Genomic DNA, 24,638 nt, shown 5'->3' with positions numbered 1-24,638 from the left:
CCGCTGAATTAAGGGCGGTGCGTCCTTCCTAATTGAAGAGCGCACCGTCTTTTTGCTGAGTGCATTTCTTTGAGGGTTCGTATTTGACAAAACGAATACAGTAAATTAACTAGGTGATTGGTGATATCGATTTGTTAGCATAAGCAATCGGACTGATTAATCTTTTTAATCAGACCTTCCATACACCTTGATTGTTAAGAGAATTCAAAGTAATCTATATGATATCAAACCATTCATTAGCTGATATATTGATGCAACAGGTTTTCATCATTGTAAACGCTGGTTAAAAATGAATAAGTGGAACAGCCATTACGTGAAATGGTAAAGATGTGGTGGAGTTGTTGCTAGGATAGGGCTGCTTGCTCAAGCAAAGTTACCACTTTGGCTGCATTTATGGTAGGATGAAATGTAAATCAGGGTTACACGTATGACAACATGACCCGGTTTTTAAGGAACCAATTAAGGGGGAGCTACAGATATGTCAGCTGCAAATGTCCACAAATTGAGTGAAAGCACACGGGAAAAGTTGAAACCAGCCATTGAGAAACTGGAGGAGTTTTTGAACGAATACTCCTTAAGCGCTCTGGCATCTGAACAAGGACAGGACACATTGCCTTTTTACAAAGGCTTTTTGGCGGACCTTCGCCATTTGCTCGTATTTTCCGAAGTATCTTATGAGAAGCTTGGAGTCGTATTGCGTCGTGCAAACTTTGACGTCGATTCTGCGGAAAAAGCGCTATACAGTACGTATCATCAATGCGTGAACAGCTTTTTTTATCCCAAAAATGAGTGCTATTCTGAAGATGGACGTTATGCTTATACCGGCCAGGAAGCGATTCGTTTCCGTCAAACACCAGTAAAGCCGGTACGAGACATTATTCTTGAAGTGACCAGAACGTTTGAAGAGCTGCGCGATGATCTGGCTTATTACGAAAGTGATTACCTGACACAGCGCCGCATGAACCAGCGCCACGCCTAAAGCGAACAACTCATCTGGCGATGGATGCTATGAGTAAGCCAACCTGGTAATTGATGATGATAAAGGATGCCTGTATAGTACAGGCATCCTTTTTTTGCAGAACATCTAGGAACATCTTTTATGGAGCATGTATAGTTATAGCATAGGATAAGTGAAAGGGAGGTTATAGCGAGCACGAAGGAAGCTAGAGAATGACCAGCATTGGAAGCGGATTATTATCCTATATATTTGCTCAATTCTAACCAAGTATGTATAGCTTGATGTATGACTTACATTCATTGATATTACATATAGTAGGTATAAAAATTATCATATGAGTAACATTGGAATAGGTGGTTACTGTACATGGATGTGTATTCGAATAGGCATATGTATCTAATAAAATAAGGGGGAAACTGCTTATGTTATATCCATCCTTTTTGTATTCTGTTAGGCATGGCATTATACGCGGTACGATTGATTGTGTGAATCCAAACTATACAAATCGTAATGATGACAATATACATATCACAGACTCCGCAATAGCTGCTAATTGTGAATATAACTGGTTTTACGTTGGAGGGAATCCGGCAGATCGTGCTTTTTTTAAACAGAAGCTGGACACAGGCTGGCTTAAGCAAATGAATGACCAACCAACGGCTGTGATCTTTTCACAAAATGAGCAATGGGACGCTATGATCGAAGCAGAGATGAAAGGCATGTTCCAGCCGATGAAACGATATGCGTTTGTATATGAACAATCTGATGCAGGACAAGCCGCTGAAATGGCACGCCAGGCCGAACAACGATTGCCTGATGGATATAAACTTGCAACAATTACACCATCTGTTATTCAAAAAAGCCGTGGATTTGACGAAAAGTATATTAAGAGGTTCTGGCAGACGATGGATAACTATGTACAGCACGGCTTCGGCTTTTGCATTTTATATGAGGGACAGTCGGTATGTGAGTGCATCACCATCGCTGCCAATCCAGACTGTGCAGAAGTAGATATTCATACGGCTGCTACACATCAACGAAAAGGGTTAGCATTTGTCGTTGCGCAAGCTTTTATAGCCGAGAGTGTACGTAGAGGGATCAGGCCCAGATGGGATTGTAATGCTGCTAACGAAGCATCCGCAGGTTTGGCGCATAAACTAGGGTTTAGGCCGACTTCGACCTATCGCATGTGGATTAAATCGTGATCGGAATGAAATCATAATCTGGATGAAATGATAATCGAGATCAGATCGTATACGCATATTATGTACAACCAAAGTCAAAATAAAGGTGTAGTCATCATAACTTTCGCTTAATATACCGATAAATTAACTATCATCCATTCTAATGTTGATGCGGATTATAGTTCTGCATGATTACATGAAATACCATCACATTATAAAATGAATATATAACGAGGTTAACACATCAGCACGTTGACCTAGATTACTTTGAACGTTAATCTGCTTCAAATATGGAATGATAGACGTGCTCGTACACAATCAACGTTCATATTTCACTTGGTCTGGATACTAGGAATATAGTAGGGAATAGGTTGCTTGATCGGGATATCGCAACAATCACCGAAACTTCCCATAGTCGCAATGGTCACAACATAGTACACTGGAGTCATCGCTATACTATAGATAGTCTGTGGACTTGACGGGTTGATATACATTTATTAATTAAAGACAGGGGATACACACTGTATGCAAATTGATGCCAATACAGCTAAGCAATTGCTTGAGCTTCGTTATTTGAATGCCTCCGGTGGAGGCAGTACCGGTGGGATGGACGTCAATACGAACGATACAGATGAGCTGTTCCAGATGATGCTCGATCAAAATATGGGCACAACGAATGATACAAGTGGCTCCGGTTCGAGTATTACGAAAATGGCGCGCTTGCTGGCGGATGGTACTGCCACATCGGTAACCGGCAATACGTATGGCGGTACAAGCACATTGGATGCAGGCACGCAGAGTACGTCTGTCGGCGATCCGTGGAGCAATTTTGATCAATTGCCAGCCGTGGACCCATCCACTTCGACGACAACGGCTCGTCTGATGATAAACGGTAGCAGTATGCCGGTTAATGCAGGTGGTGGCATCGGTGGCGCAGACAGTACGAGCGGTCTGCCAGGCGCTGACGATCATGGCAGTAAAGCGACGGCATATAACGAGTTTATTAGCACAGCTAGTAGTAAATACGGAATTCCACAATCATTGATCAAGGCGGTGATTGATGTGGAATCTTCCTTTAATCCGAATGCAGGTTCAGGTGCTGGCGCTAAAGGTCTAATGCAGCTGATGGATGGAACAGCCGCGGGTCTTGGTGTGAGCAATTCGTTTGATCCTGCGCAAAATATCGATGGTGGAACGAAATATTTGTCATACCAGCTCAAACGTTACGACAATAATATCAAAACGGCACTTGCTGCCTATAACGCAGGTCCAGGACGCTTGCAACGTCTAGGTATCTCGAACGACCAGGAACTGATGGAGAAGTTCAATCAATTGCCAAAAGAAACACAGCGCTATATCGGCAAAATTGAAGCTGCTCAGCAGAAGTACGCGCTGTAATGAGTTTTCATGTATGAATAACCTTTAGCACTCTATCGATCGCAATACAGCCGGATGCACAGCATTGTGTAATCCGGTTTTTTAAATAAATCGGATGAGAGAGTTTTTCATCCTACCCATACCAATCGTACCCACCCATCTTATCTATGCGTATATTCGTCATCTAATCGTGATCTAACCTCTATTTTTGACAAATAAAGCTTTCCATCAACAACGTCAGGCATGGACGCCGCTGCTCTAAATCTATGTTATAATGGTGAGCAGCATGTTTGATCCTGATCGACATTCGGCTGGTTTGCTCGTTGTAGCGCCAGCTATCTGTTAGATACGAATGAAACCACAACAGAGATCAAAAGGTGAAGCGCAGGCTCATCCCTTTTTGGTCTTTTTGTATGTATACGTGAATCAATACATTGGGAGGAATGTCTGATGAAATATTTTGATTATGCCGCCACGACACCTCCGTATCCTGAGGTTGTGCGTGCGATGGGCGAAATGATGCAGCAGCATTATGGAAATCCATCGTCTCTGCATCGCTACGGTGAAGAAGCGGATCGCTTGCTCCGCCGTGCACGTGAAGTTAGTGCTGCTGTGCTCGGTGTGCATTCCGATGAACTGATCTGGACATCAGGCGCGACAGAGAGCAATAATCTTGCACTTAAAGGTGCTGCGATGCGCCGTGGACGTCTGAAAGGACATATTGTAACGACTGCGATTGAGCATGCTTCTGTATATGAAGCATGCCGTCAGCTGGAGCAGCTTGGTTTTGAAGTGAGTTATATGGATGCAGAGCCGAACGGGATCGTACCACTAGAACAAATTCAGGCAGCCGTGCGCGAAGATACCATTTTATTCAGCATGATGCATGTTAATAATGAAACAGGTGCTGTACAGCCGGTACTGGAAGTAGCACGCTGGATCAAGCGTCATCATCCACGTACGCTTGTGCATGTAGATGGCGTGCAAGGGTTTGGACGTCTTGCCCCTTTGCCACTGGCGGAAGGCAGCATCGATCTGTACAGTTTGTCTGCACATAAGCTGCGCGGACCGCGTGGTGTTGGTTTGTTATATGTAAAGCAAGGGACCGAACTTCTACCATTGCTGGCTGGTGGTGGACAGGAGAGTGGCTACCGATCAGGTACGGAACATGTAGCTGGTATTGCAGGCATGACCAAAGCGCTGCGAATGTCAGCCGAAAAGCAAGTGGCGCAGGAACAGCAGCTGCGACTACTCTCCAACCAGCTTCGTGAGCAGATTCGCACAATTTCCGGTCTGAAACTGACGGAAGTAGGAGAAGCAGCACCACATATCGTGCATTTTACGTATCCAGGGATGAAGGCAGAAGTGGTATTGCATAGTTTGGAGCAACAGGGCATGCTCGTATCGACCCAATCGGCATGTGCATCGAGACGTGCCAAACCAAGCCGTGTGTTACGTTCAATGGGCATGGAGGCAGAAGCGGCAATGAGCGGTATTCGGATCAGTTTAGGCGATGAGCATACAGCTGACGATATTATACAACTGGTCGCTGCTTTGCGACAGACGGTGCAGGCATTGCGACCGTTAGAGAGGAGATCATAATCGATGAACGGAAATATCGATCGCTTAATGCTTCGTCTGGGCGAGATTACACTGAAAGGTAAAAATAGAGGACGATTTGAGAAAACGATCGCTGAGCATGTGCGTGAAGTGCTTCGTCCATATCCACAAGCAAAAGTGCAGCGTGAGTATGGCAGAATGTACGTAGATACGGGTGGCGTTCCAGCCGAGCAATTGATCGAACGTTTGAAAAATATTTTTGGGATTGTGGATATTATCCCTATCAAGCATACCGAGCCAGAGCTGGAAGCGATCATTGCAGCAGCGATCGAACTCATTGGTGAGCATGAGCTACAGCAGGCGACATCGTTTAAAGTGAATGCACGTCGCGTATGGAAAGACTTTCCGCATTCCTCACAGGAGATGAATCATCTGATCAGTTCACCTGTGCTACGTGCTTACCCGCTACTCAAAGTGGATGTGCGTAAGCCGGATATCGAGCTGCGTATCGAAGTGCGTGAAGGAATCGCTTATATTTACAGTGGCATCATTCCTGCTGCCGGTGGCTTCCCACGTGGTAGTAACGGTCGTGCGATGCTGATGCTGTCCGGGGGGATCGATAGCCCGGTAGCTGGCTGGTATGCGATGAAACGTGGGCTGGAAATTGAATGTGTACATTTTCACAGCTATCCGTTCACGAGCGAGCGTGCACGGGAAAAGGTCATCGATCTGGCGAGAGTGCTATCAGGCTATGGTGGCAAAGTTCGTTTGCATGTCGTACCTTTTACCGAAATTCAAACTGCCCTTACGACGGCACGTCAGGATAATCTAATGATCACATTAATGCGCCGTGCGATGCTACGGATTACAACCCGTCTAGCCGAACAGCAAAAAGCGCTTGCGATCGTCACTGGCGAAAGCCTCGGTCAGGTTGCCAGTCAGACGCTGAATAGTATGAATGTGATCGAACGTGCCACCGATTTGCCTGTCCTGCGACCACTGGTCATGCAGGATAAAGATCAGATTATCGAAACTGCACAGCAGATTGGAACGTACGATCTATCCATTTTGCCATATGAAGACTGCTGTACCTTGTTCGTTCCCCGTTCCCCTGCAACGAATCCGAATCGCCGTGTCGTGGAGAAGGTCGAACAAAATCTGCCACTGGAAGAAATGATCGAACGAGCGGTCCAGCAAACCGAATTGCTGGAAATCGTACCAAGCATGCCTTCAGCGCTGTCTACGACAACAACCGAAGCTACAGATGCTGACTGGTTTTAATACGATAAAATGCCCCGATCCGTCATTTATGATGGATCGGGGCATTTTAGTTCATTATCGAATAAGGATAAATGGTTTAAATCTTAACAATATGAAGCTGGATCGACTTCACTTACAGTATGTGCAGAACGAAGGCAAAGCAATCAGAGTGATGTACAACTTCGTTAACTCCTACACTTTGCAGAAAATCGTTTGTTCATTTTGCCAGATAAGCGTTTGCTAAATAAGCATTTGACCGGGCAGAAGCTACAATCAGGAATTACGCCAGCCTACCATTCCATGTCCATTATTTACTCGCTTCACTAACAGTCTGCCGATTTTTTAAATATCCTGCCAGCAACACGCCAATGATAATAAACACAATAAAGATCCACGTCCATAATGGATGAGCGCCAAATACCGATTGCAAGCGACTTTCCTGGGTGATCATATGTGAAGCCGTATAAGCTAGTACCGCGCTACCTACATAAATGATCCACGGAAAGCGATTCGTTAATTTAATAAAAATGGTACTTCCCCATACAACAATCGGTACACTAATACATAAGCCGATAATGACGAGCACGACATGCTGATTCGCTGCACCGGCAACAGCGATCACATTATCAAGTCCCATCGCAGCGTCGGCAATAATGATCGTCCATACTGCACTCCAGAGCGACGTGCCTGCTTTCACTTCTTTATGTTCATCATTGTCCGTCAGCAGCTTATACGCAATCGCGATCAATAGCAGACCACCAACAGCGAGCAACCACGGAATTTGCAGCAGCCAGATCACGGCTACAGTAGCGGCAATACGAATAATTACCGCACCGAGCATCCCGTATAAAATCGCCTTTTTCTGCATTTGCTGAGGCAATTTACGTGCCGCAAGACCGATGACGATCGCATTGTCCCCGGCGAGAATCAGATCGATAAAAATAATATTTACTAGCGATAGCCAGAATGCAGGCTGTGTAACATCCATTACATTCACTCCTTCATCCAATAATGAATCGTGCAAGATTGTCGTTTACAGAGGTAGTGAATGCAATTCTGAAAAGTATCGAGACAAACAGGCATAATAGAATGCTAGTTATATACCGATAATAGAAAGGCAAGCAACTACTAGAAATGGTGCATATAAAGTATGCTACTTAACCGACATAGTGTATGTTAAAGCATACGTATGGACAAGCAGTCAGGTTGCACATATATTGTGAGCAAGGGAATCATTTGTCCTTTACATCGTAGATGATCGAAAGGCGCTTGCTCTGTACATGACGAGCAAGGAAGGCGCTTGCGCTTATATGATGTAATAATAACCCGCTCTTTTATAAAGCTAAACGTAGAAACAACGAATGACCGAGGGAGGCGACATCCTGTGAACAACCGTAATCAAGGCCTTTTGATCGTACTGCTTATCGCCGCAGGTATTATTATTTTGCTAGGTAAGCTGGGCGTGTTCGCATTTTTGGGACGGGCTTTTTGGCCACTATTTATTTTGCTGCCTGGTATTCTATTACAGCTTGCTTATTTTAGTCGCAGTATTTCGTCGTACTGGCTCATACCCGCAGGCATGCTAACCGTATACGGCGTTTTATTTTTCCTATGCAATACGTGGGGTTGGGGCTTGATCGATGTGTTATGGCCGCTCTTTATCGGTGGAGTAGCGCTGGGGTTGTACGAATATTACACAATGTCGCCGATTCGGATGGATCGACGGATTGGATGGGCTTCAATATTGCTTGGAGCGCTGACAATCGTACTGTTACTGGTGAATTTGTTAGGTGCTGCACTGCTTTACGTGATTGCGATTGCGCTAATCGCCACTGCAATCTGGTTATTTTTGGGACAAAATAAGTCCGGTAGAATGCGTAAATAACAGTAATTTTGCTTGATTTATGGGATTTATAACGTATAATGAATAATGAATCAATTTGCGAATGACGGTTTTCAGCAGTTTCATTAAGTTTCATAACAAAATGTAGAGCGTCGGCATCGTTACCGACGCTCCTTTTATGGAGAGGATTTGGAGAATTTTATGCATTTGAGAGAAAATATCCGCAATATCGCCATTATTGCCCACGTTGACCACGGTAAAACAACACTGGTTGACAAGCTTCTTCAGCAGTCCGGCATTTTCCGTGACCACGAAACCCTGCAGGAGCGTGCGATGGATTCCAATGATTTGGAGCGCGAACGCGGTATTACGATTCTGGCTAAAAATACAGCAATTACTTATAAAGAATATCTGATCAACATCGTGGATACTCCGGGACACGCCGACTTTGGTGGCGAAGTAGAACGTATTATGAAAATGGTTGACGGCGTATTGCTCGTTGTTGATGCATACGAAGGTTGCATGCCGCAAACGAAATTCGTTCTGCGTAAAGCACTGGAGCACAATCTGACTCCGATCGTTGTCGTGAACAAAATCGACCGTCCGGCTGCACGTCCAGCTGAAGTTATCGACGAAGTACTGGAACTGTTCATCGAACTGGGCGCGAATGATGATCAACTGGACTTCCCAGTTGTTTATGCTTCCGCACTGAACGGTACATCCAGCATGGAAGATGATCCTGCGAAACAAGATGATAACATGCAGGCGATTTACGATACAGTCGTAAGCAAAATCCCAGCACCAACTGAAGATACAGAGCAACCGTTGCAATTCCTCGTTACATTGATGGATTACAACGAGTATCTTGGACGTATCGCAGTAGGTCGTGTGAACCGTGGTATTATCCGTCAAGGACAATCCGTTACGGTTATTACACGCGAAGGACAGAAGAAGACAGCTCGTATCGAGAAGCTGTTCGGCTTCCAGGGTCTGAAACGCGTTGAGGTTGAACAAGCAGGCGCTGGTGATATCATCGCACTTGCTGGTATTAAAGACATCAACATCGGTGAAACGATTGCTGATCCACAAAACCCAGAAGCTTTGCCGGTTCTGAAAATTGATGAGCCGACACTGCAAATGACATTCCTCGTTAACAACAGTCCATTTGCTGGACGTGAGGGTAAATGGGTAACATCGCGTCGTCTGCGTGATCGCCTGTTCAAAGAGCTGGAAACAGACGTGAGCTTGCGTGTAGACGAAACAGAAAGCCCAGATGCTTATATCGTATCCGGTCGTGGTGAGCTTCACCTGGGTATCCTGATCGAGAACATGCGTCGTGAAGGCTATGAGCTGCAAGTTTCCAAGCCTGAAGTTATCGTTCGCGAAATCGACGGTGTACGCATGGAGCCAATCGAGCGTCTGATGATCGACGTTCCTGAGGAGAGCATGGGTTCCGTTATGGAAAGTCTCGGAACACGTAAAGCTGAGATGGTGAACATGGTAAACAACGGTTCAGGTCAAGTGCGTCTGGAGTTCCTGATTCCAGCTCGTGGTCTGATCGGTTACCGTACCTACTTCCTGACATTGACTCGTGGTTACGGTATTATGAACCACGCATTTGATAGCTATGGTCCACTCGTAGCAGGTCAAGTTGGCGGACGTCACCAGGGTGTACTCGTTTCCAGCGAAAATGGTTCTTCCACATTGTATGGTATCCTGTCTGTTGAGGATCGCGGTACACTGTTCGTTGAGCCAGGCGCTGAAATTTACGAAGGTATGATCGTAGGCGAGCACACACGTGACAACGATATCGTTGTTAACATCTGTAAAGAAAAACAACTCACTAACGTTCGTTCTGCGACAAAAGACGATACGGTTAAAATGAAAACGCCACGTCTGTTCTCGCTGGAGCAAGCTCTGGAATATCTGAACGACGACGAATTTTGTGAAATTACACCAAAAGCGATTCGTCTGCGTAAAAAGATTTTGAATAAGAGTGAGCGCGAACGTGCTGAGAAACACCGCAAAACAGCACAAGCTGGTCAATAAGTTGCAATTGTAACCTGAATTGTTCATTATATTAGGTGGCTGCATCGTAACGCTTTCATAAAAGCGCTGGCGATTCAGTCACCTTCCCTTATCTGGAAGGATAAGACGTTTGCTTCGTGGTTGGTGTCATCGTCAGAGCTGATATACATAGCAAGCTCAGGCAACAATGTGAACCGCGTAGTAAGAGCCAAACGCTAAATACGATGGAACAGGTGTTGAGAGCAATGAGTACGACAACAGGTGGACTTCCGCCACGCGCGGGCAATAAGGCTCAAAAAGTCACAGATCCAAAGTCCAAAAAGAAACAAAAGAAAAAAGCCAGTCCCCTCAAACGCTTTATGCAAATTGTACTGGTAGTACTGTTGCTAAGCGTGGTTGGGGTGATGGCGTATGCTGGATACTTGTACTATCAGGTGGAAAATATGTTCGATGGCAAGGGAGGCGGCACAACGCCAAATTCCGGTATCGTCGATACACGAGTACCGCCAAAGTCTGCCAAAGAAAAGCCGATTACGATGATGCTGCTCGGTACCGATTATCGCAAACAGACCGGTACGCGTCTAACAGACGTCGTGATGGTAGCTACGCTTAATCCGGATACGAAGTCAGCAACGATCGTATCTTTACCACGGGACACGTACTTCCAGCTTGACGGCTACATTCCGAACAAGCTGAACTCTTATTATCCGAAGTTTTATGCACAGGATAAAAAGGATGGTACGAATGAGGCGATGCAGAAAATGCAGACGATGCTCGGCAAGTATCTCGGCGTCGATGTCGATTATACGACCGTCATTAACTTCAAAGGCTTTAGTGATGTCGTCGATTCCGTAGGCGGCGTTGATGTGGATGCAGCGATGAATATGTGTTATATCGATAATGCCGATGGGACGAACATTAATATTAAGGCAGGCCCTCAGCATTTGAATGGGGAAGAAGCACTTGGTTATGTTCGTTATCGTCACTCTGGCAGTGGATGTAGCCCACGTACAAAAGAATCCAGTGACTTTGATCGTAACAAACGTCAAAATGAAGTGCTGAATTCAATTGTGGACAAAATCCAATCTTTCGACGGAATTACCAAGCTTAGCTCGATCATCAAATCGGTAGACGATAATATGGAAACCGATATCGAAGGTAGCCAGTTTACGAACTTGCTCACTACGTACTGGAATATTCCAAAAGCGAATATTAAGTACATGCCGGTTACCGGTGATTGGCGCAGTCCGTACGTGTACATTAACGAAACGGAACTGGCCAATGCGAAGCAAGCGCTACAAGATGAGCTAAATGGCACAGCTACACACACGGATCAGTTTGATGGTTCATCAACAGGTGAGACGAGTAGTGGCCAGACATCCGCACAATAAATAGAAATAATCAGTACGGTTAATCCTGATGGAGGAGTATAAACGAGCCGCGTTGCAGATATGATTCTGCATGCCTGGCGGTCGTTTAGACTCCTCCATTTTGCTCTGCATTCCGAGTGCAATGGTTTCATTTTACATGTGTAGCATTTATGCTATACTATCTGTGCACCTACCTTTTAATGACAGTAAAGCAGTGATTGGGGGCCTGACCATGCCGAATCGAAGCGATAGTTGTACGATGTGTGTACGGGTCATGCTGTGTAAATTAGCATATGATAATACCCTTGATCTGTGTAAAAGCAGTGTGTTTTCGCGGTGGTTATGTGCAATCATTTCTTTCGATAGGAAAAGTCTGACCTGTTCATAGGTCAGGCTTTTTGGCTTTCATCAAGAGGAGGGTGAGGCTTGGCGATTCAGGAAGCGGGAAGCATAAGCTGGAGGCATCAGAGATCACAAACAATTCGTACCCAGGGGGGACTCTCCATGAAAAAGATTTTTGTATTGGATACCAATGTGCTTCTTCACGATCCGAATGCCATTTTCGCTTTTGAGGAAAATGATGTGATTATTCCCGCTGTGGTATTGGAAGAGATTGACTCCAAAAAACGAAACGCTGATGAAATCGGGCGCAATGCTCGTGGCGTATCTCGTTCACTCGATGCGCTGCGGACAATTGGCCATCTGCATGATGGGGTACAACTGGAAAACGGTGGTACACTCCGTGTGGAGCTGAATCATCGTAGCTTTGCCCGTGTTCAAGAAATGTTTGGTGAGATTACGAATGATAACCGTATTCTGGCGGTTGCATTGAATTATAAGTTAGAAGAGGAAGAAAAGCATAGCGAACGAAACGTCATTCTCGTCAGTAAGGACGTACTCGTTCGGGTCAAAGCGGATGTGCTCGGTGTACAAACCGAGGATTATTTATCCGATCGTGCGGCTGAACCAAACGATATGTATAGCGGGTATACGACACTGAAGGTGCACCCGTCCATCATTGATGATTTTTATAATCATCGCTATTTATCTGTACAGTCGTTGCAGCTTCAACAGGGCTTTTCCTTTTATCCGAATGAGTTTGTTATTCTCAAAGATGAGATGGGGAGTGCCAAATCTGCTCTGCTCAAAGTGAATGCAGATGCGAATCGGCTGGAGCCTCTGTTCCTGAGCAATGAACCGGTCTGGGGCATCGCTGCCCGTAATGCACAGCAGCGTATGGCGCTGGAGTTACTGCTCAATGATGATATCCCGCTAGTAACGATTACGGGTAAAGCCGGTACAGGTAAAACATTGCTTGCACTGGCAGCTTCGCTGTCTAAAGTAGAGGACGAACAAAAATATAAAAAGTTGTTGATCGCGCGCCCTGTCGTACCGATGGGCAAAGATATCGGTTATTTACCGGGTGAAAAGGATGAGAAACTTCGTCCGTGGATGCAGCCTATTTACGATAATCTGGAGTATTTGTTTGATACGAAAAAAGCAGGCGATATTGATAAAATTTTGATGGGTATGGGCAGCATTCAGGTTGAAGCGTTGACCTACATTCGTGGCCGCTCGATTCCAGGACAATTTATCATTATTGATGAAGCACAAAATCTGTCCCGTCATGAGGTGAAAACGATCGTCTCTCGTGTTGGCGAAGGCAGTAAAATCGTACTTGTCGGTGACCCGGATCAAATTGATCATCCTTATCTGGATTCAATGAGTAACGGCTTAACCCATGTGGTCGAGCATTTTAAACAAGAGGGCATTAGCGGTCACATCACACTCGAAAAAGGCGAGCGTTCCAAACTGGCTCAACTGGCTGCTGATTTGCTGTAGACTACAAATTGTAGCAAAAATAGTCAAACACGGCTTGCCAATCTAAAAGACTCTACCTAAAAGCCCGCTGTTTCGCTTTATACGAAACAGCGGGCTTTTTCATGTTAGAGCTAGTATGTGAGACATGTACAACAGTGCCAGTATTCATTATGAATATGAAGTTAGTATGTTGCGTATATGGCAACGTTAGAGTTCAACATGTTTAGGGATATAAACACAATGGATATGGATGTGAGCATTCCGCAATCTTTTACTCCTACTCCCAGCACAACAGATTTGCCTAGCTCGGAAACAATAACGATAAAACGAGTTATAACGATAACTCCAATTCAATTTGCATTTGTCCATTCGACATGTGTACACTTTTTGCTTTTAGATACGAAATGATCTGTCCCGGATAAAAGCCAAGATCAAACTGATTTTCGAGTTGTTTTGCAGTCGTATCAGGCAATTGAAGACCGTTAAAAATAAGCTTATCCACTTGAAAGCGAATTGCATTTTGCGGTTGATCTTCTACAATATAGCTTCCGTCGATAACTAGATTCAGGTTACCTTCCTGTCCATTCACAACAATTCCTTGCTCGGTAAAATGAAACTGGAAGCTCTCCGGTAATCCACCTTGTTGATGCAGAAATTGATTGAGTTGCTGCTCGGCAATCGTGATCGTATAACGGCGCCCTCGAATCTGGATCGCATCAGGCTCAGATTTTAGAAAGCTTGGAAACTGGTTCATCGATTGCGCCAGACTGTTAAAATAACCGCGCACTTCGTACAGCCCAATATTTTCCCAGTACGTATTCATCTCTTGCATAAGCTGACGTACAATCGCCGGATTAGAGGATGAGGCTACACCGGAATCAATCTGTTGATGCAGCTGTGCGACCCGTTGCTTTTGTTGTTTGAGATTGGCACCGATCTGCTGAAGCTCGTTCGATGTTCTGTCTAATTGTTGCTGTTTGTTCAGCATTTCATTATATTGTTTCTGATAGCTGGTCATAATATCATGATCGTGATCGATAATCATCTGGTAATATTCATAAAAAGTAATCATACCGGATAGACTGCCGGTGTTTAATAAAGCTAACCACAGTTGATCCCGTTCACCCGTGTAATAAGCAACCAGTACCCGATCGGATTGTGTACGCGCAGCGTCCAATTGTTTTTGCTGGATGATCAGTTCCTGTTGCAGACCATTATATTGCTGGCGTGCGGCTTGTTGTTTGGCTCCGACACGTGCAATTTCGTGATCCAGCTCTTGAGCAGACAAACTATTTTCAAGCAACTGACGTGTCTGCTCATTCAAATTTTCAATGGAAGGTGCCTGTTGTGAAGATGTTGCAGTACGGTTTGTTGCACTCACATGGAGCGGTTGCATCGTTTCAGCAAGTAGCACAATCGCGGTCAGCAGAAGGCAGCCGATGTGTAGTTGTCGTTTAAATAGTTTCATGAATCGCCGCCTCCCTGTATAATAGATGATTAACTGCACTTTTTTGACTGACAGCTTCATGCAACAGCTTATTAAATGAAAACGTGAATCAACATATCCAGCATTCTTATTGTAGCGTAAGAACAGCAGGGAGGAAACAACATGCGAATAGATATTGTAGGTGGAGGCTCACTTGGTCTTCTTTTTTTTAGTAAGCTGGCACTGTCCTGGCATACGGATGATATGGAGCATCAGGGGAATGACCACCAGCCAGATCGTCTACATTTATGGACGAGAACGAAAGCGCAAGCTCAGCATATTTGCCAGGAAGGTATTTTATTTCAAACCGGTCAGGATCAGCCGGTACAGAAGTTGCTACCGACTTCGATTTCAGGTTGTTCAGTCGCAGGCGTAGAGGGAAGTTTTAAGCTAGAACAGGCAGCTCCTTATGAGCACACAACGCCTTATGAACATGCAACAGAAACGATAACTGAAAAAGCCGATCTGATTTTACTGACCGTAAAGCAGCAACATGTCAATCGGGAATTCATCCAATGGTTATCCGAGCGAGTGCATAAACATACTATTATTGTCACGATGCAAAATGGACTGCGAACCGATCGTATTTGGCCCGATGCATGGCAGGTTTATGTTGCTGTTACGACAGAGGGGGCGAAGAAACTCTCACCTGTCTGGGTGGTACATTCCGGGCACGGAGCGACTTCCATAGGTGATGCGGCAGCATTATATGGTACTTCGGCAGCACGCGACATGGCTAAATCGATCCAGCACTATGATGAAGGAACTATTGCTTTTTTATTAAAATCATTAACCAAAGCAGGATTTAATGCTTCATTGTCGAAAGATATAAAGTTAGAAGTATATCGGAAACTGATGATCAATGCGGTCATTAACCCGTTAACTGCGCTATGGCGCATTGCTAATGGAGAACTGCTGGCAAGCAAATCACGTATAATGATTATGCGTCAATTGTTTGACGAGGCGGCAGCAGTGTATGGCAAAAACGATATAGGATGGTCAGAATCATGGTGGAATGATATCTTACAAGTATGCTGTGCCACATCCGCGAACACATCTTCTATGCTGGCAGACGTATTGAATGGACGTCCAACCGAGATCAGCTGGATTAATGGGGCTATTATTGGATTAGCACGGCGTGCGAATATGAAAGCCGATGCGCATGAATGGATGTGCAGGCTAATTGAATCACTGACAACAGAGGAGGCCGACTGAATGGGGGGACTTTTTGGATGGTTACTGAATGGGGCTATATTTTTGAGTCTGGTGCCAATCATCCCGTTTTTAGCCGCATACCTGATCTCCATACTGCGTAACAAAACAAAAAAGCAGGCTGTTGCTATTGCGATGGATGTGACCACGCCATTTTTGTACATTTCGGTAGCTGCGTTATTTAATACGATATTTGATAGCAAGCTCGGATTTTACATCTTTTTGCTTATTTTACTGCTTGCTTTAGGTCTTATGGGCAGTGCACAAAACCGACTCAAAGGAAAAGTTGATTTTCAGCGATTATTTCGAGCTGTTTGGCGATTATCCTTTTTCTTTTTGAGCTTAGGTTACATCGTGCTGCTAATTATCGCAATATTGCAATACATAACACGGTAATCGTGTCGAAAATTGGAATAATTTTGCTACATGTCAGGTATTCGACCGCGGCATGGAGCATAATTTACTGTATAATGTGACAAAAATGTTGAAAAAAACGAAAAAAAACGTTTTTTTTAAGTTTAAGATATAGATTTTTTTGACCACTGGTTGTATAATCTAAAAGCATATACCACATTTTTTAGGGGGAAACTGCTAGATGAAAAAGAAAAGTTGGTTAGTACTTATGGTACTCGTACTGGCTTTCGGATCTTTGCTCGCAGCTTGCGGCAGCTCCGAAAACAGCAGTACAGGTACAAGTGGAGAATCAGGAGAAGGAACGACAGCATCGCAGGATCTGCGCATTAACATGAGTGCTGAACCACCTACTTTTGATCCAGCTCAGGCAAAAGATAGCCAGACAAATACTGCTCTGAAGCTGATGTACGATGGTCTGACACGTATGGGTGCCGATGGCAACCCAAGTCCTGGCGCAGCCGAGAAATGGGATGTTTCCGAAGACGGACTGAAATATACGTTCCATCTTCGTAGCAATGCAACTTGGAGCAATGGCGATCCTGTAACAGCAGAAGACTTTGTCTATGCTTGGGAACGTGTACTGAGCCCTGAAACAACTCCAGCATCTGAATATGCTTACCAGCTTTACTACCTGAAAAATGGCGAAGCGTTCAATACGGGCAAAATCAAAGATTTCTCCCAGGTTGGCGTAAAAGCTGTTGACGACAAAACGTTGGAAGTAACACTGACAGCTCCGACTCCTTACTGGCTCGGTCTGACATCCTTCTACACGTACTATCCTGTAAACAAAAAGAACGTTGAAGCTAACCCACAGTGGGCTGCAAAAGCAGACACAATGGTAACTAACGGACCGTTCACTTTGACTACATGGACAACAGGTCAACAACTCGTTTGGACGAAAAACGATAAGTATTGGGATAAAGATAACATCAAGCTGAACACAATCACATCTTCCCTAGTTAACTCCGGCGCAACTGAGTATGCGAGTTACCAAAGTGGACAGTTGGATTATGCAGGCTCACCAACTGGTGAAATCCCTACCGACCAAATCGCTGCGGCAAAACAGCAATTCCCGGATCAATTCAATGCTAAAGGTATTGCAAGTACGTATTACTATGAATTCAACAACAAAGAAAAACCTTTTGATAACGCAAAAATTCGTAAGGCATTCGCAATGTCGATCGACCGTAAAGCGATCGTTGACAGTGTAACACTGGGTGGTCAATTGCCTGCATATGGCTTCGTACCTCCAGGTATCAAAGGCCAAAACGAAGAATTCCGTACCGAGTTTAAAGATGACTTCTTCAAAGAAGATGTTACACAGGCCAAACAATTGCTGGCAGAAGGTCTGAAAGAAGAAGGCCTGACAGCTTTGCCTGCAATCACACTGATCTACAACTCCAGTGAAGCACATCAAAAAATCGCCCTTGCGATTGCTGATATGTGGAAGAAAAACCTTGGTGTTGATGTGCAAACAGAAAACCAAGAGTGGAGTGTATTCTTGAACAACCGTCAAAGCGGTAACTATCAGATCGCTCGTGCTGGTTGGACAGCCGACTATAACGATCCGATGACGTTTATGGATATGTGGGTAACTAATGGTGGCAACAACGATGCGAAATACAGCAATCCAGCTTATGACAAATTAATTACTGATGCAAAATCGACACAAGATAATGCAAAACGTATGACTGACATGTCTCAAGCAGAGAAAATGCTGATTCAAGACGATATGGCGATCATGCCGATCTACTACTACACTAGCATCTCCCTGGTTAAACCTAACCTTAAAGGAATTGTTGTTGACTTTAGTGGATCCGTTGACTTCTCCAGAGCGTATTTCCAATAATTCAATACAAATTGGCAGTTAGATGATTGCTGCGGGATATATGTGGAGATTCAGAGCCATATATATCCCGCTTTTATGTGTGTTTTGCGGTTTTCCATATATTGCTTTTTCTAACGTTGAATATTGCAAGTGTCGCACTTGTTGCTTTTTATTGATATAAAGAGCAAGCGCTTTTCTTGCTCGCGTAAACCAGAGCGAACCAATCTGGTTTACTAAGTATAAAGAGCAAGCGTTCTTCTTGCTCGCGTAAACCAGAACGAACCAATCTGGTTTACTAGGTATAAAGAGCAAGCGCTCTTCTTGCTCGCGTAAACCAGAGCGAACCAATCTGGTTTACTAAGTATAAAGAGCAAGCGTTCTTCTTGCTCGCGTAAACCAGAACGAACCAATCTGGTTTACTAGGTATAAAGAGCAAGCGCTCTTCTTGCTCGCGTAAACCAGAGCGAACCAATCTGGTTTACTAAGTATAAAGAGCAAGCGTTCTTCTTGCTCGCGTAAACCAGAGCGAATTAATCTGGTTTACTAGGTATAAAGAGCAAGCGTTCTTCTTGCTCGCGTAAACCAGAGCGAATTAATCTGGTTTACCTTTCTTAGAGCAAGCGTTCTTCTTGCTCGCGTAGTATACAAGTAACTATATCTACAAAAGAACTAGTAGATTTGACGTAAAATTTAACGATGAAACAAAGGAGGGCTCCAGAAAAATGGTTAGATATATTGCCGGCAAATTTTTCTTTATGTTGGTATCTTTATTCGTACTGATATCACTGACATTTTTTCTGATGAAAATTATTCCGGGCGATCCGTTTATGTCCGAGAAAGCTGTACAGCCGCAAATTAAAGCTCGCCTGATGGCACAGTATGGATTGGATCAGCCTATTCCTGTACAATATGTTCGTTATCTGGGCAATATTGTTCAAGGTGATCTGGGTATCTCGATGAAATATCAAAATCAGGATGTAAGCGGTCGTATTGCGCAAACATTCAAGCCTTCATTGCAAATTGGTATTTTTGCAATCGTTATTTCGATCGTTGTCGGGATTATACTTGGTATGATTGCGGCATTGTATCATCGTAAATTGATTGACCATATTGCGATGGTACTTGCTATTATAGGGATAGCGGTACCAAGCTTTGTGCTGGCAACGCTCATCCAATATGTATTTGCACTCAAGCTCGGTTGGTTTGACGTTATGGGCTTTAGCAAGCCAAGTGACTTTGTATTGCCTGTCGCTGCACTTGCTGTTCAACCGATTGCATTTATTGCGCGTTTAACTCGCTCCAGCATGCTGGAAGTGCTTAATTCCGAATATATCAAAACAGCCAAAGCAAAAGGTCTGAATGGCTTTACGATCATGACTCGCCACGTACTACGTAATGGCGTATTACCTGTCGTTACGTATGTAGGTCCAATGACCGCAAACGTTATTACAGGTTCCGTCGTTATTGAGCAAATTTTTGGTATTGGTGGTATCGGTAAAGTGTTCGTCGAAAGTATTACGAACCGCGATTACACGATGATCATGGGCGTAACGATTTTTTATGGCGTCATTTTGATGCTGGCTCGTTTTGTAACCGATATTCTATATGTTCTCGTTGATCCACGTATCAAACTCACAGGTAAAAAGGGGGCTTAAACATTGGCAGCGAACGAAAACAAAAATCCAAATCCTACGACTGCTGATGTGACGATAGATCCAACTGCGCAGCAAAAGAGTGTATCACTCTTTCAAGACGCAATGTATCGTCTCGTAAGAAATCCCGTAGCGATGACTAGTCTCGGTATACTGCTCGTTATTATTATTATGGCAATTATCGGACCTCACATGGTTCCGTACAACTATTATAGTAATGATCTGATGAATACGAATAAAGCTCCATCGGGTGAACACTGGTTCGGTACAGATAATCTCGGCCGCGACATGTGGGTTCGTACATGGATGGGTGCTCGTATTTCCCTTATTGTCGGTCTTTCTGCCGCTTTGATTGACCTGTTTGTTGGTGTCATTTATGGTGCGATTATGGGTTATAAAGGCGGTAAAACAGATGAGATCATGAACAAAATTTCCGAAATTTTGTACTCGATTCCTTATCTGCTCGTTGTTATTTTGCTGCTGGTCGTTATGCCTAAAGGGCTTGGAACGATTATTTTTGCACTGGCTGTGACAGGTTGGATTACGATGTCATGGATTGTGCGTGGTGAGATTATTCAGCTTAAAAACCGTGATTTCATCTTGGCAGCACGTTCAATGGGCGCAAGTGGTACACGTCAATTGTTCAAACACTTACTGCCAAATGCACTCGGTCCGATTATCGTTACGGTAACACTGTCCGTTCCGAATGCAATTTTTGCCGAAGCTTTCTTGAGCTTCCTCGGTCTCGGTGTACAAGCACCAATCGCATCGCTCGGTTCGATGATTAATGATGCACTGCAAGGTTGGAATCTGTATCCGTGGCGTATGTGGTACCCTGCTGGTCTGATCTGCTTGACTATGCTGGCATTTAACCTGCTTGGTGATGGCTTGCGTGACGCGCTTGACCCTAAACTGAAAAAATAATATCCATAGGAGGTGGGCTTAGTGGAGAAAATCTTAACAGTAAAAAACTTGAGCGTATCCTTCAATACTCGTGCTGGTGAATTTAAAGCCGTTAAAGATGTGAATTTCGAGATTGGAAAAGGGGAAACGGTCGGTATTGTAGGGGAGTCCGGTAGTGGTAAGAGTGTAACGGCTCAAACGATTATGCGGTTGATTCCTTCTCCGCCTTCTATTATTAAAAGTGGAGAAATTACATTTTTGGGCGAAAGCCTGCTGAGCAAATCCGATAAGCAAATGGAATCGATCCGTGGTAAAGATATCGGTATGATCTTCCAGGATCCGATGACATCGCTTAACCCAACGATTAAAGTGGGTAAGCAAATTACGGAAGTATTGCGTAAGCACCAAAAAATGAATGCGAATGATGCGAAAGCATCAGCGCTCGAAATGCTGAAGCTCGTAGGAATCAAAAATCCTGAAATTCGTTTCAATCATTATCCGCACCAATTTTCCGGTGGTATGCGTCAGCGTGCGATGATCGCAATTGCACTCGCTTGCCGTCCATCGCTGCTAATTGCGGATGAGCCGACTACAGCGCTTGATGTAACGATTCAGGCACAGATCCTCGATCTGATGAAAGATATGCAGCAAAAGCTGGGCACATCGATCATTCTGATTACGCATGACCTCGGCGTTGTTGCTGGTATGTGTGACCGTGTCGTTGTTATGAAAGAAGGGGATGTTGTGGAAACAGGCACAACTTCCGAAATTTTCAAAAACCCTCAGCATTCGTACACGAAGCGCCTGCTGAATGCATTGCCTCGTCTGGATGAGCCGAAAAAGCCAAAACTGGCTTCCGGCATGGCTGGTTTGGACCCAACGCGTCCACTCGTCGAAGTAACCAACCTGCGCCAGCATTTCAATCTGGGCAAAGGCAATATTTTGAAAGCTGTTAATGATATCAGCTTCAAAATTTACGAAGGCGAAACGCTGGGCGTAGTTGGTGAGTCGGGTTGCGGTAAGTCGACAACGGGTCGTACGATGCTGCGTCTGTATGAGCCAACAGGTGGTAGTGTGAAATTTAACGGAACGGATATTTTCAGCCTGTCTCCACGCAAAATGAAAGCGATGCGTAAAGATATGCAGATGATTTTCCAGGATCCGTATGCATCGCTTAACCCGCGCTTTAACGTTATGGATATTATCGGCGAGTCGCTGGATATCCACGGTCTGGCTGGTAGCCGTGCTGAGCGTAAAAAGCGTGTAGAAGAGCTGCTGGATATGGTTGGTTTGAACCCGAGCCATGCACTGCGTTATCCGCATGAATTCTCCGGTGGTCAAAGACAACGTATCGGTATTGCTCGTGCACTTGCAGTTAATCCAAAATTCATCATCTGTGATGAGCCATTGTCGGCACTTGACGTATCGATTCAGGCACAGGTTGTTAAATTGTTGGAAGAGTTGCAACAGCGTTTGGGTCTCACGTATCTATTTATTGCGCATGATCTGTCGATGGTGAAGCATATTAGTGACCGTGTAGCCGTCATGTACATGGGTAAAATTGTGGAGCTGGCGGAAAGTGAAGAGCTGTACGCGAACCCACTGCATCCATATACCAAAACATTGCTGTCTGCGATCCCGATCCCTGATCCGGATGTAGAAGTGAACAAACGCCGTATTTTGCTGCCGGATGAGCAACAAGCACCGGTAGAATCGGCGAATCCAGGCATTCCTAAAGATCCGTTCAACCTCGAAAATTCTGAGCTGATCGAAGTATCGCCAGGACACTGGGTATCTCAGCCTGTTTCTTAATATGAATAATGAGCTACAACCCGTTACTCTGGCTTCTTTCTGATCGCGTTAGTTCAGAAGGAGCCGCAGTGGAGAGGTACAGAAGCTTAATATGCAAAAACCGTCATACGATATGGCGGTTTTTTTGTTTCTTCCAAATTGCAAAAAAGTGGATGTTAGGCTTTGACTAAACGGATATACTTTCGTACAATCAAATAAGGTTTAGAAAGTTACAATAAGTAACAACGATGAGGAGGCCCTTACCCCATGAATGTAGTTCCGGAGAGGCTACCTGCGAATCAACCGCTAGCAGAGCGGTATATGAATGATTTTGCATCGGTAAGCAGCTTGTACAATATGAATGTAACTGATCCGCAGACCTGGATTCAGCGTGCTGCCTGGCTGGATCAGCAAGAGCACTCCCGGATTGAGCGTGGAGCGTTGGTTGACTGCCTGACGCAGTACAACCTTACACATAATGAGCACGAAGCTGTGCAGCAATCGCTGAAGCTGTTGCGCCAGCCAGATACACTGACGATGGTAGGTGGTCAGCAAAGTGGTTTGTTTACCGGACCCCTACTAGTGATTTACAAGGTAGTGACGCTGATTTTGTCTGCGCGTCACGCTTCAGAGCAGCTTGGACGTCCGGTCGTACCGGTGTTCTGGATTGCTGGCGAAGATCATGACTGGGATGAAGTAAACCATACGTATTTGCCGGATGAAGATGGTCAGGCTGTGCGAATTCGGATGGAGCATGAGCGTGGAGGACATTCACCGGTTAGCCGTACAGTCATAACAGAGCAGCATATCGCTCAGGTGTTACGTCAGTTTGAAGGCTTATTGCCGGATACCGAGCACAAAAGCGAATGGATCGCTGAACTGGATCGATGTATGCGGCAGTCCGACAATCTGAGCAGTGCATTCGCACGTCAGCTAGGTCGTCTATTTGGACGCTTCGGACTCGTTCTTCTCGATTCGGATGCGCCTCAGCTGCGTGAACTGGAAAAGCCTGTGTTTCGCCAAATTATTGAGCAAAATGATCGTTTGACAGAAGCTTATCTTGCCGCTTCTCGCGAAGTACGTGATGCTGGTTATGATGAGCAGGCGACTGTAGCAGAAGATGGCGCTAATCTGTTTTATATTCATACCGATGAAGTGTATACGGCAGAACGATTGTTATTGTTTAAACGAGATGGGCATTTTACCGATCGTAAAGGTCTGGTTACGTTTACGAAAGAAGAGTTACTGGAGCTTGTAGAGCAGCATCCAGAGCGCTTTAGTAATAATGTACTGACTCGTCCACTGATGCAGGAATCGCTATTCCCGGTACTCGGTACGATTTTAGGTACTGGTGAGATTGCTTACTGGGCGTTGACCCGTCAGGCATTCCAAACGCTTGGCCTGCAAATGCCACCAATTGTACCGCGCATGTCCTTTACCGTCGTGGAGGATAAAATTCAGCAGCTGTTAATTCGGTTTGAGTTATCTTTTGATGATATACGTGAACGCTTTGCCCATATTCGTCAGGAGTGGCTGGAAGCGCAGGAAGATTATAATCTGGACCAGCGCTTTGCTGAGCTGAAACGTCAATTCGCTGCGCTTTATGCTCCATTTGTAGAGGGACTGGCTGAGGTAGATTCTTCATTGCCGCATATTGCCGATACAAATCAGCATAAAATTGAAGCACAGATTGATTACTTACATCGCAAAAGTCTCCATGCTGTAGAAAAGCAGCATGAAGTGGGCTTACGTCGACTGGATCGCATCGCCTATTCGCTCTATCCATTTGGCAAGCCACAGGAGCGGACGATTAATAGCTACTATTATATTGGTCGTTATGGTGAACGCTGGCTGGATCAGTTGTTATCGCTGGAACCAGACCTGAATGGCGGACATCGACTTCTGTACATGTGATATTTGGATATTCATTAGAAAGTCAGGTATGATAGAC

The 24,638-nt window shown here is 44.8% G+C and carries 18 protein-coding genes; 16 read left to right on the top strand and 2 right to left on the bottom strand.

All coding sequences use genetic code 11. The annotated features are described in order from the left end of the window. The first annotated feature begins 478 nt into the window (after positions 1-478). The 5 genes from AAHF22_RS14145 (at position 479) to thiI (ending at position 6,360) form a co-directional block, all read left to right on the top strand. Positions 479-979 carry a YpuI family protein gene (locus AAHF22_RS14145; protein ID WP_322905043.1) on the top strand — a complete coding sequence of 167 codons (501 nt, stop codon included), beginning with the start codon at positions 479-481 and terminating at the stop codon, positions 977-979. Positions 980-1,380: 401 nt separating this feature from the next. Continuing rightward, positions 1,381-2,163, top strand: coding sequence for a GNAT family N-acetyltransferase (locus AAHF22_RS14140; RefSeq protein WP_347325671.1), 783 nt, complete (start codon positions 1,381-1,383; stop codon positions 2,161-2,163). A 504-nt stretch (positions 2,164-2,667) separates the two neighbouring features. Then, complete coding sequence (locus AAHF22_RS14135) at positions 2,668-3,540, top strand: lytic transglycosylase domain-containing protein (protein ID WP_347325670.1); 873 nt, start codon at positions 2,668-2,670, stop codon at positions 3,538-3,540. A 429-nt stretch (positions 3,541-3,969) separates the two neighbouring features. Then, positions 3,970-5,121, top strand: a complete 1,152-nt coding sequence (locus AAHF22_RS14130; protein ID WP_347325669.1) for a cysteine desulfurase family protein — start codon at positions 3,970-3,972, stop codon at positions 5,119-5,121. A gap of 3 nt (positions 5,122-5,124) precedes the next feature. After that, on the top strand, positions 5,125-6,360 hold the full coding sequence (thiI, locus tag AAHF22_RS14125) for a tRNA uracil 4-sulfurtransferase ThiI (protein WP_347325668.1): 1,236 nt from the start codon (positions 5,125-5,127) through the stop codon (positions 6,358-6,360). A 286-nt stretch (positions 6,361-6,646) separates the two neighbouring features. On the opposite strand, the gene AAHF22_RS14120 is transcribed toward thiI, so the two are convergent. Continuing rightward, a complete protein-coding gene (locus tag AAHF22_RS14120; RefSeq protein ID WP_347325667.1) occupies positions 6,647-7,327 on the bottom strand; it encodes a TerC family protein in 681 nt (226 codons plus the stop codon). 396 nt (positions 7,328-7,723) lie between these two features. On the opposite strand from AAHF22_RS14120, the gene AAHF22_RS14115 reads away from it, so the two are divergent. From AAHF22_RS14115 to AAHF22_RS14100, 4 genes are all read left to right on the top strand, one after another. After that, on the top strand, positions 7,724-8,224 hold the full coding sequence (locus tag AAHF22_RS14115) for a hypothetical protein (protein ID WP_347325666.1): 501 nt from the start codon (positions 7,724-7,726) through the stop codon (positions 8,222-8,224). 159 nt (positions 8,225-8,383) lie between these two features. Then, positions 8,384-10,231, top strand: a complete 1,848-nt coding sequence (typA, locus tag AAHF22_RS14110) for a translational GTPase TypA (RefSeq protein ID WP_347325665.1) — start codon at positions 8,384-8,386, stop codon at positions 10,229-10,231. 224 nt (positions 10,232-10,455) lie between these two features. Further along, the gene (locus AAHF22_RS14105; protein WP_347325664.1) at positions 10,456-11,601 is read left to right on the top strand and encodes an LCP family protein; all 1,146 of its coding nucleotides are present in this window, start codon (positions 10,456-10,458) and stop codon (positions 11,599-11,601) included. 483 nt (positions 11,602-12,084) lie between these two features. Next, positions 12,085-13,422: a PhoH family protein gene (locus tag AAHF22_RS14100; protein ID WP_347325663.1), complete on the top strand. Its 1,338-nt coding sequence runs from the start codon at positions 12,085-12,087 to the stop codon at positions 13,420-13,422. Between the two features lie 310 nt (positions 13,423-13,732). Here the strand turns inward: AAHF22_RS14100 and AAHF22_RS14095 are convergent, their stop codons facing one another. Beyond that, on the bottom strand, positions 13,733-14,869 hold the full coding sequence (locus AAHF22_RS14095; RefSeq protein WP_347325662.1) for a hypothetical protein: 1,137 nt from the start codon (positions 14,867-14,869) through the stop codon (positions 13,733-13,735). 141 nt (positions 14,870-15,010) lie between these two features. Between AAHF22_RS14095 and AAHF22_RS14090 the strand changes: the two genes are divergently transcribed. The 7 genes from AAHF22_RS14090 (at position 15,011) to bshC (ending at position 24,601) form a co-directional block, all read left to right on the top strand. After that, positions 15,011-16,102 (top strand): ketopantoate reductase family protein, encoded by a 1,092-nt coding sequence (locus AAHF22_RS14090; protein WP_347325661.1) that lies wholly within the window; start codon positions 15,011-15,013, stop codon positions 16,100-16,102. Continuing rightward, on the top strand, positions 16,103-16,495 hold the full coding sequence (locus tag AAHF22_RS14085) for a DUF3397 domain-containing protein (protein ID WP_347325660.1): 393 nt from the start codon (positions 16,103-16,105) through the stop codon (positions 16,493-16,495). Between the two features lie 199 nt (positions 16,496-16,694). Continuing rightward, a complete protein-coding gene (locus tag AAHF22_RS14080) occupies positions 16,695-18,362 on the top strand; it encodes a peptide ABC transporter substrate-binding protein (RefSeq protein WP_347325659.1) in 1,668 nt (555 codons plus the stop codon). Positions 18,363-19,063: 701 nt separating this feature from the next. After that, on the top strand, positions 19,064-19,996 hold the full coding sequence (locus tag AAHF22_RS14075) for an ABC transporter permease (RefSeq protein WP_347325658.1): 933 nt from the start codon (positions 19,064-19,066) through the stop codon (positions 19,994-19,996). Between the two features lie 48 nt (positions 19,997-20,044). Beyond that, on the top strand, positions 20,045-20,917 hold the full coding sequence (locus AAHF22_RS14070) for an ABC transporter permease (protein ID WP_347325858.1): 873 nt from the start codon (positions 20,045-20,047) through the stop codon (positions 20,915-20,917). 21 nt (positions 20,918-20,938) lie between these two features. Next, positions 20,939-22,708: an ABC transporter ATP-binding protein gene (locus tag AAHF22_RS14065; RefSeq protein WP_347325657.1), complete on the top strand. Its 1,770-nt coding sequence runs from the start codon at positions 20,939-20,941 to the stop codon at positions 22,706-22,708. Positions 22,709-22,954: 246 nt separating this feature from the next. Beyond that, positions 22,955-24,601 carry a bacillithiol biosynthesis cysteine-adding enzyme BshC gene (bshC, locus tag AAHF22_RS14060; protein WP_347325656.1) on the top strand — a complete coding sequence of 549 codons (1,647 nt, stop codon included), beginning with the start codon at positions 22,955-22,957 and terminating at the stop codon, positions 24,599-24,601. Positions 24,602-24,638: the final 37 nt, after the last annotated feature.

The organism is Paenibacillus wenxiniae (genome assembly GCF_039822605.1).
In the GTDB taxonomy this organism is placed as follows: Bacteria; Bacillota; Bacilli; order Paenibacillales; family Paenibacillaceae; genus Saccharibacillus; species Saccharibacillus wenxiniae.
This window is presented reverse-complemented; position numbering and strand designations above follow the sequence as displayed.

Bases quoted from the DNA above. Each gene is read 5' to 3' on its own strand.
- AAHF22_RS14145 (WP_322905043.1), top strand. From the start codon at position 479: ATGTCAGCTGCAAATGTCCACAAATTGAGTGAAAGCACACGGGAAAAG.
- AAHF22_RS14090 (WP_347325661.1), top strand. From the start codon at position 15,011: ATGCGAATAGATATTGTAGGTGGAGGCTCACTTGGTCTTCTTTTTTTT.
- AAHF22_RS14120 (WP_347325667.1), bottom strand. From the start codon at position 7,327: ATGGATGTTACACAGCCTGCATTCTGGCTATCGCTAGTAAATATTATT.
- AAHF22_RS14075 (WP_347325658.1), top strand. From the start codon at position 19,064: ATGGTTAGATATATTGCCGGCAAATTTTTCTTTATGTTGGTATCTTTA.
- AAHF22_RS14095 (WP_347325662.1), bottom strand. From the start codon at position 14,869: ATGAAACTATTTAAACGACAACTACACATCGGCTGCCTTCTGCTGACC.
- typA (WP_347325665.1), top strand. From the start codon at position 8,384: ATGCATTTGAGAGAAAATATCCGCAATATCGCCATTATTGCCCACGTT.
- AAHF22_RS14130 (WP_347325669.1), top strand. From the start codon at position 3,970: ATGAAATATTTTGATTATGCCGCCACGACACCTCCGTATCCTGAGGTT.
- AAHF22_RS14085 (WP_347325660.1), top strand. From the start codon at position 16,103: ATGGGGGGACTTTTTGGATGGTTACTGAATGGGGCTATATTTTTGAGT.
- AAHF22_RS14135 (WP_347325670.1), top strand. From the start codon at position 2,668: ATGCAAATTGATGCCAATACAGCTAAGCAATTGCTTGAGCTTCGTTAT.
- AAHF22_RS14140 (WP_347325671.1), top strand. From the start codon at position 1,381: ATGTTATATCCATCCTTTTTGTATTCTGTTAGGCATGGCATTATACGC.
- thiI (WP_347325668.1), top strand. From the start codon at position 5,125: ATGAACGGAAATATCGATCGCTTAATGCTTCGTCTGGGCGAGATTACA.
- bshC (WP_347325656.1), top strand. From the start codon at position 22,955: ATGAATGTAGTTCCGGAGAGGCTACCTGCGAATCAACCGCTAGCAGAG.
- AAHF22_RS14100 (WP_347325663.1), top strand. From the start codon at position 12,085: ATGAAAAAGATTTTTGTATTGGATACCAATGTGCTTCTTCACGATCCG.
- AAHF22_RS14080 (WP_347325659.1), top strand. From the start codon at position 16,695: ATGAAAAAGAAAAGTTGGTTAGTACTTATGGTACTCGTACTGGCTTTC.
- AAHF22_RS14105 (WP_347325664.1), top strand. From the start codon at position 10,456: ATGAGTACGACAACAGGTGGACTTCCGCCACGCGCGGGCAATAAGGCT.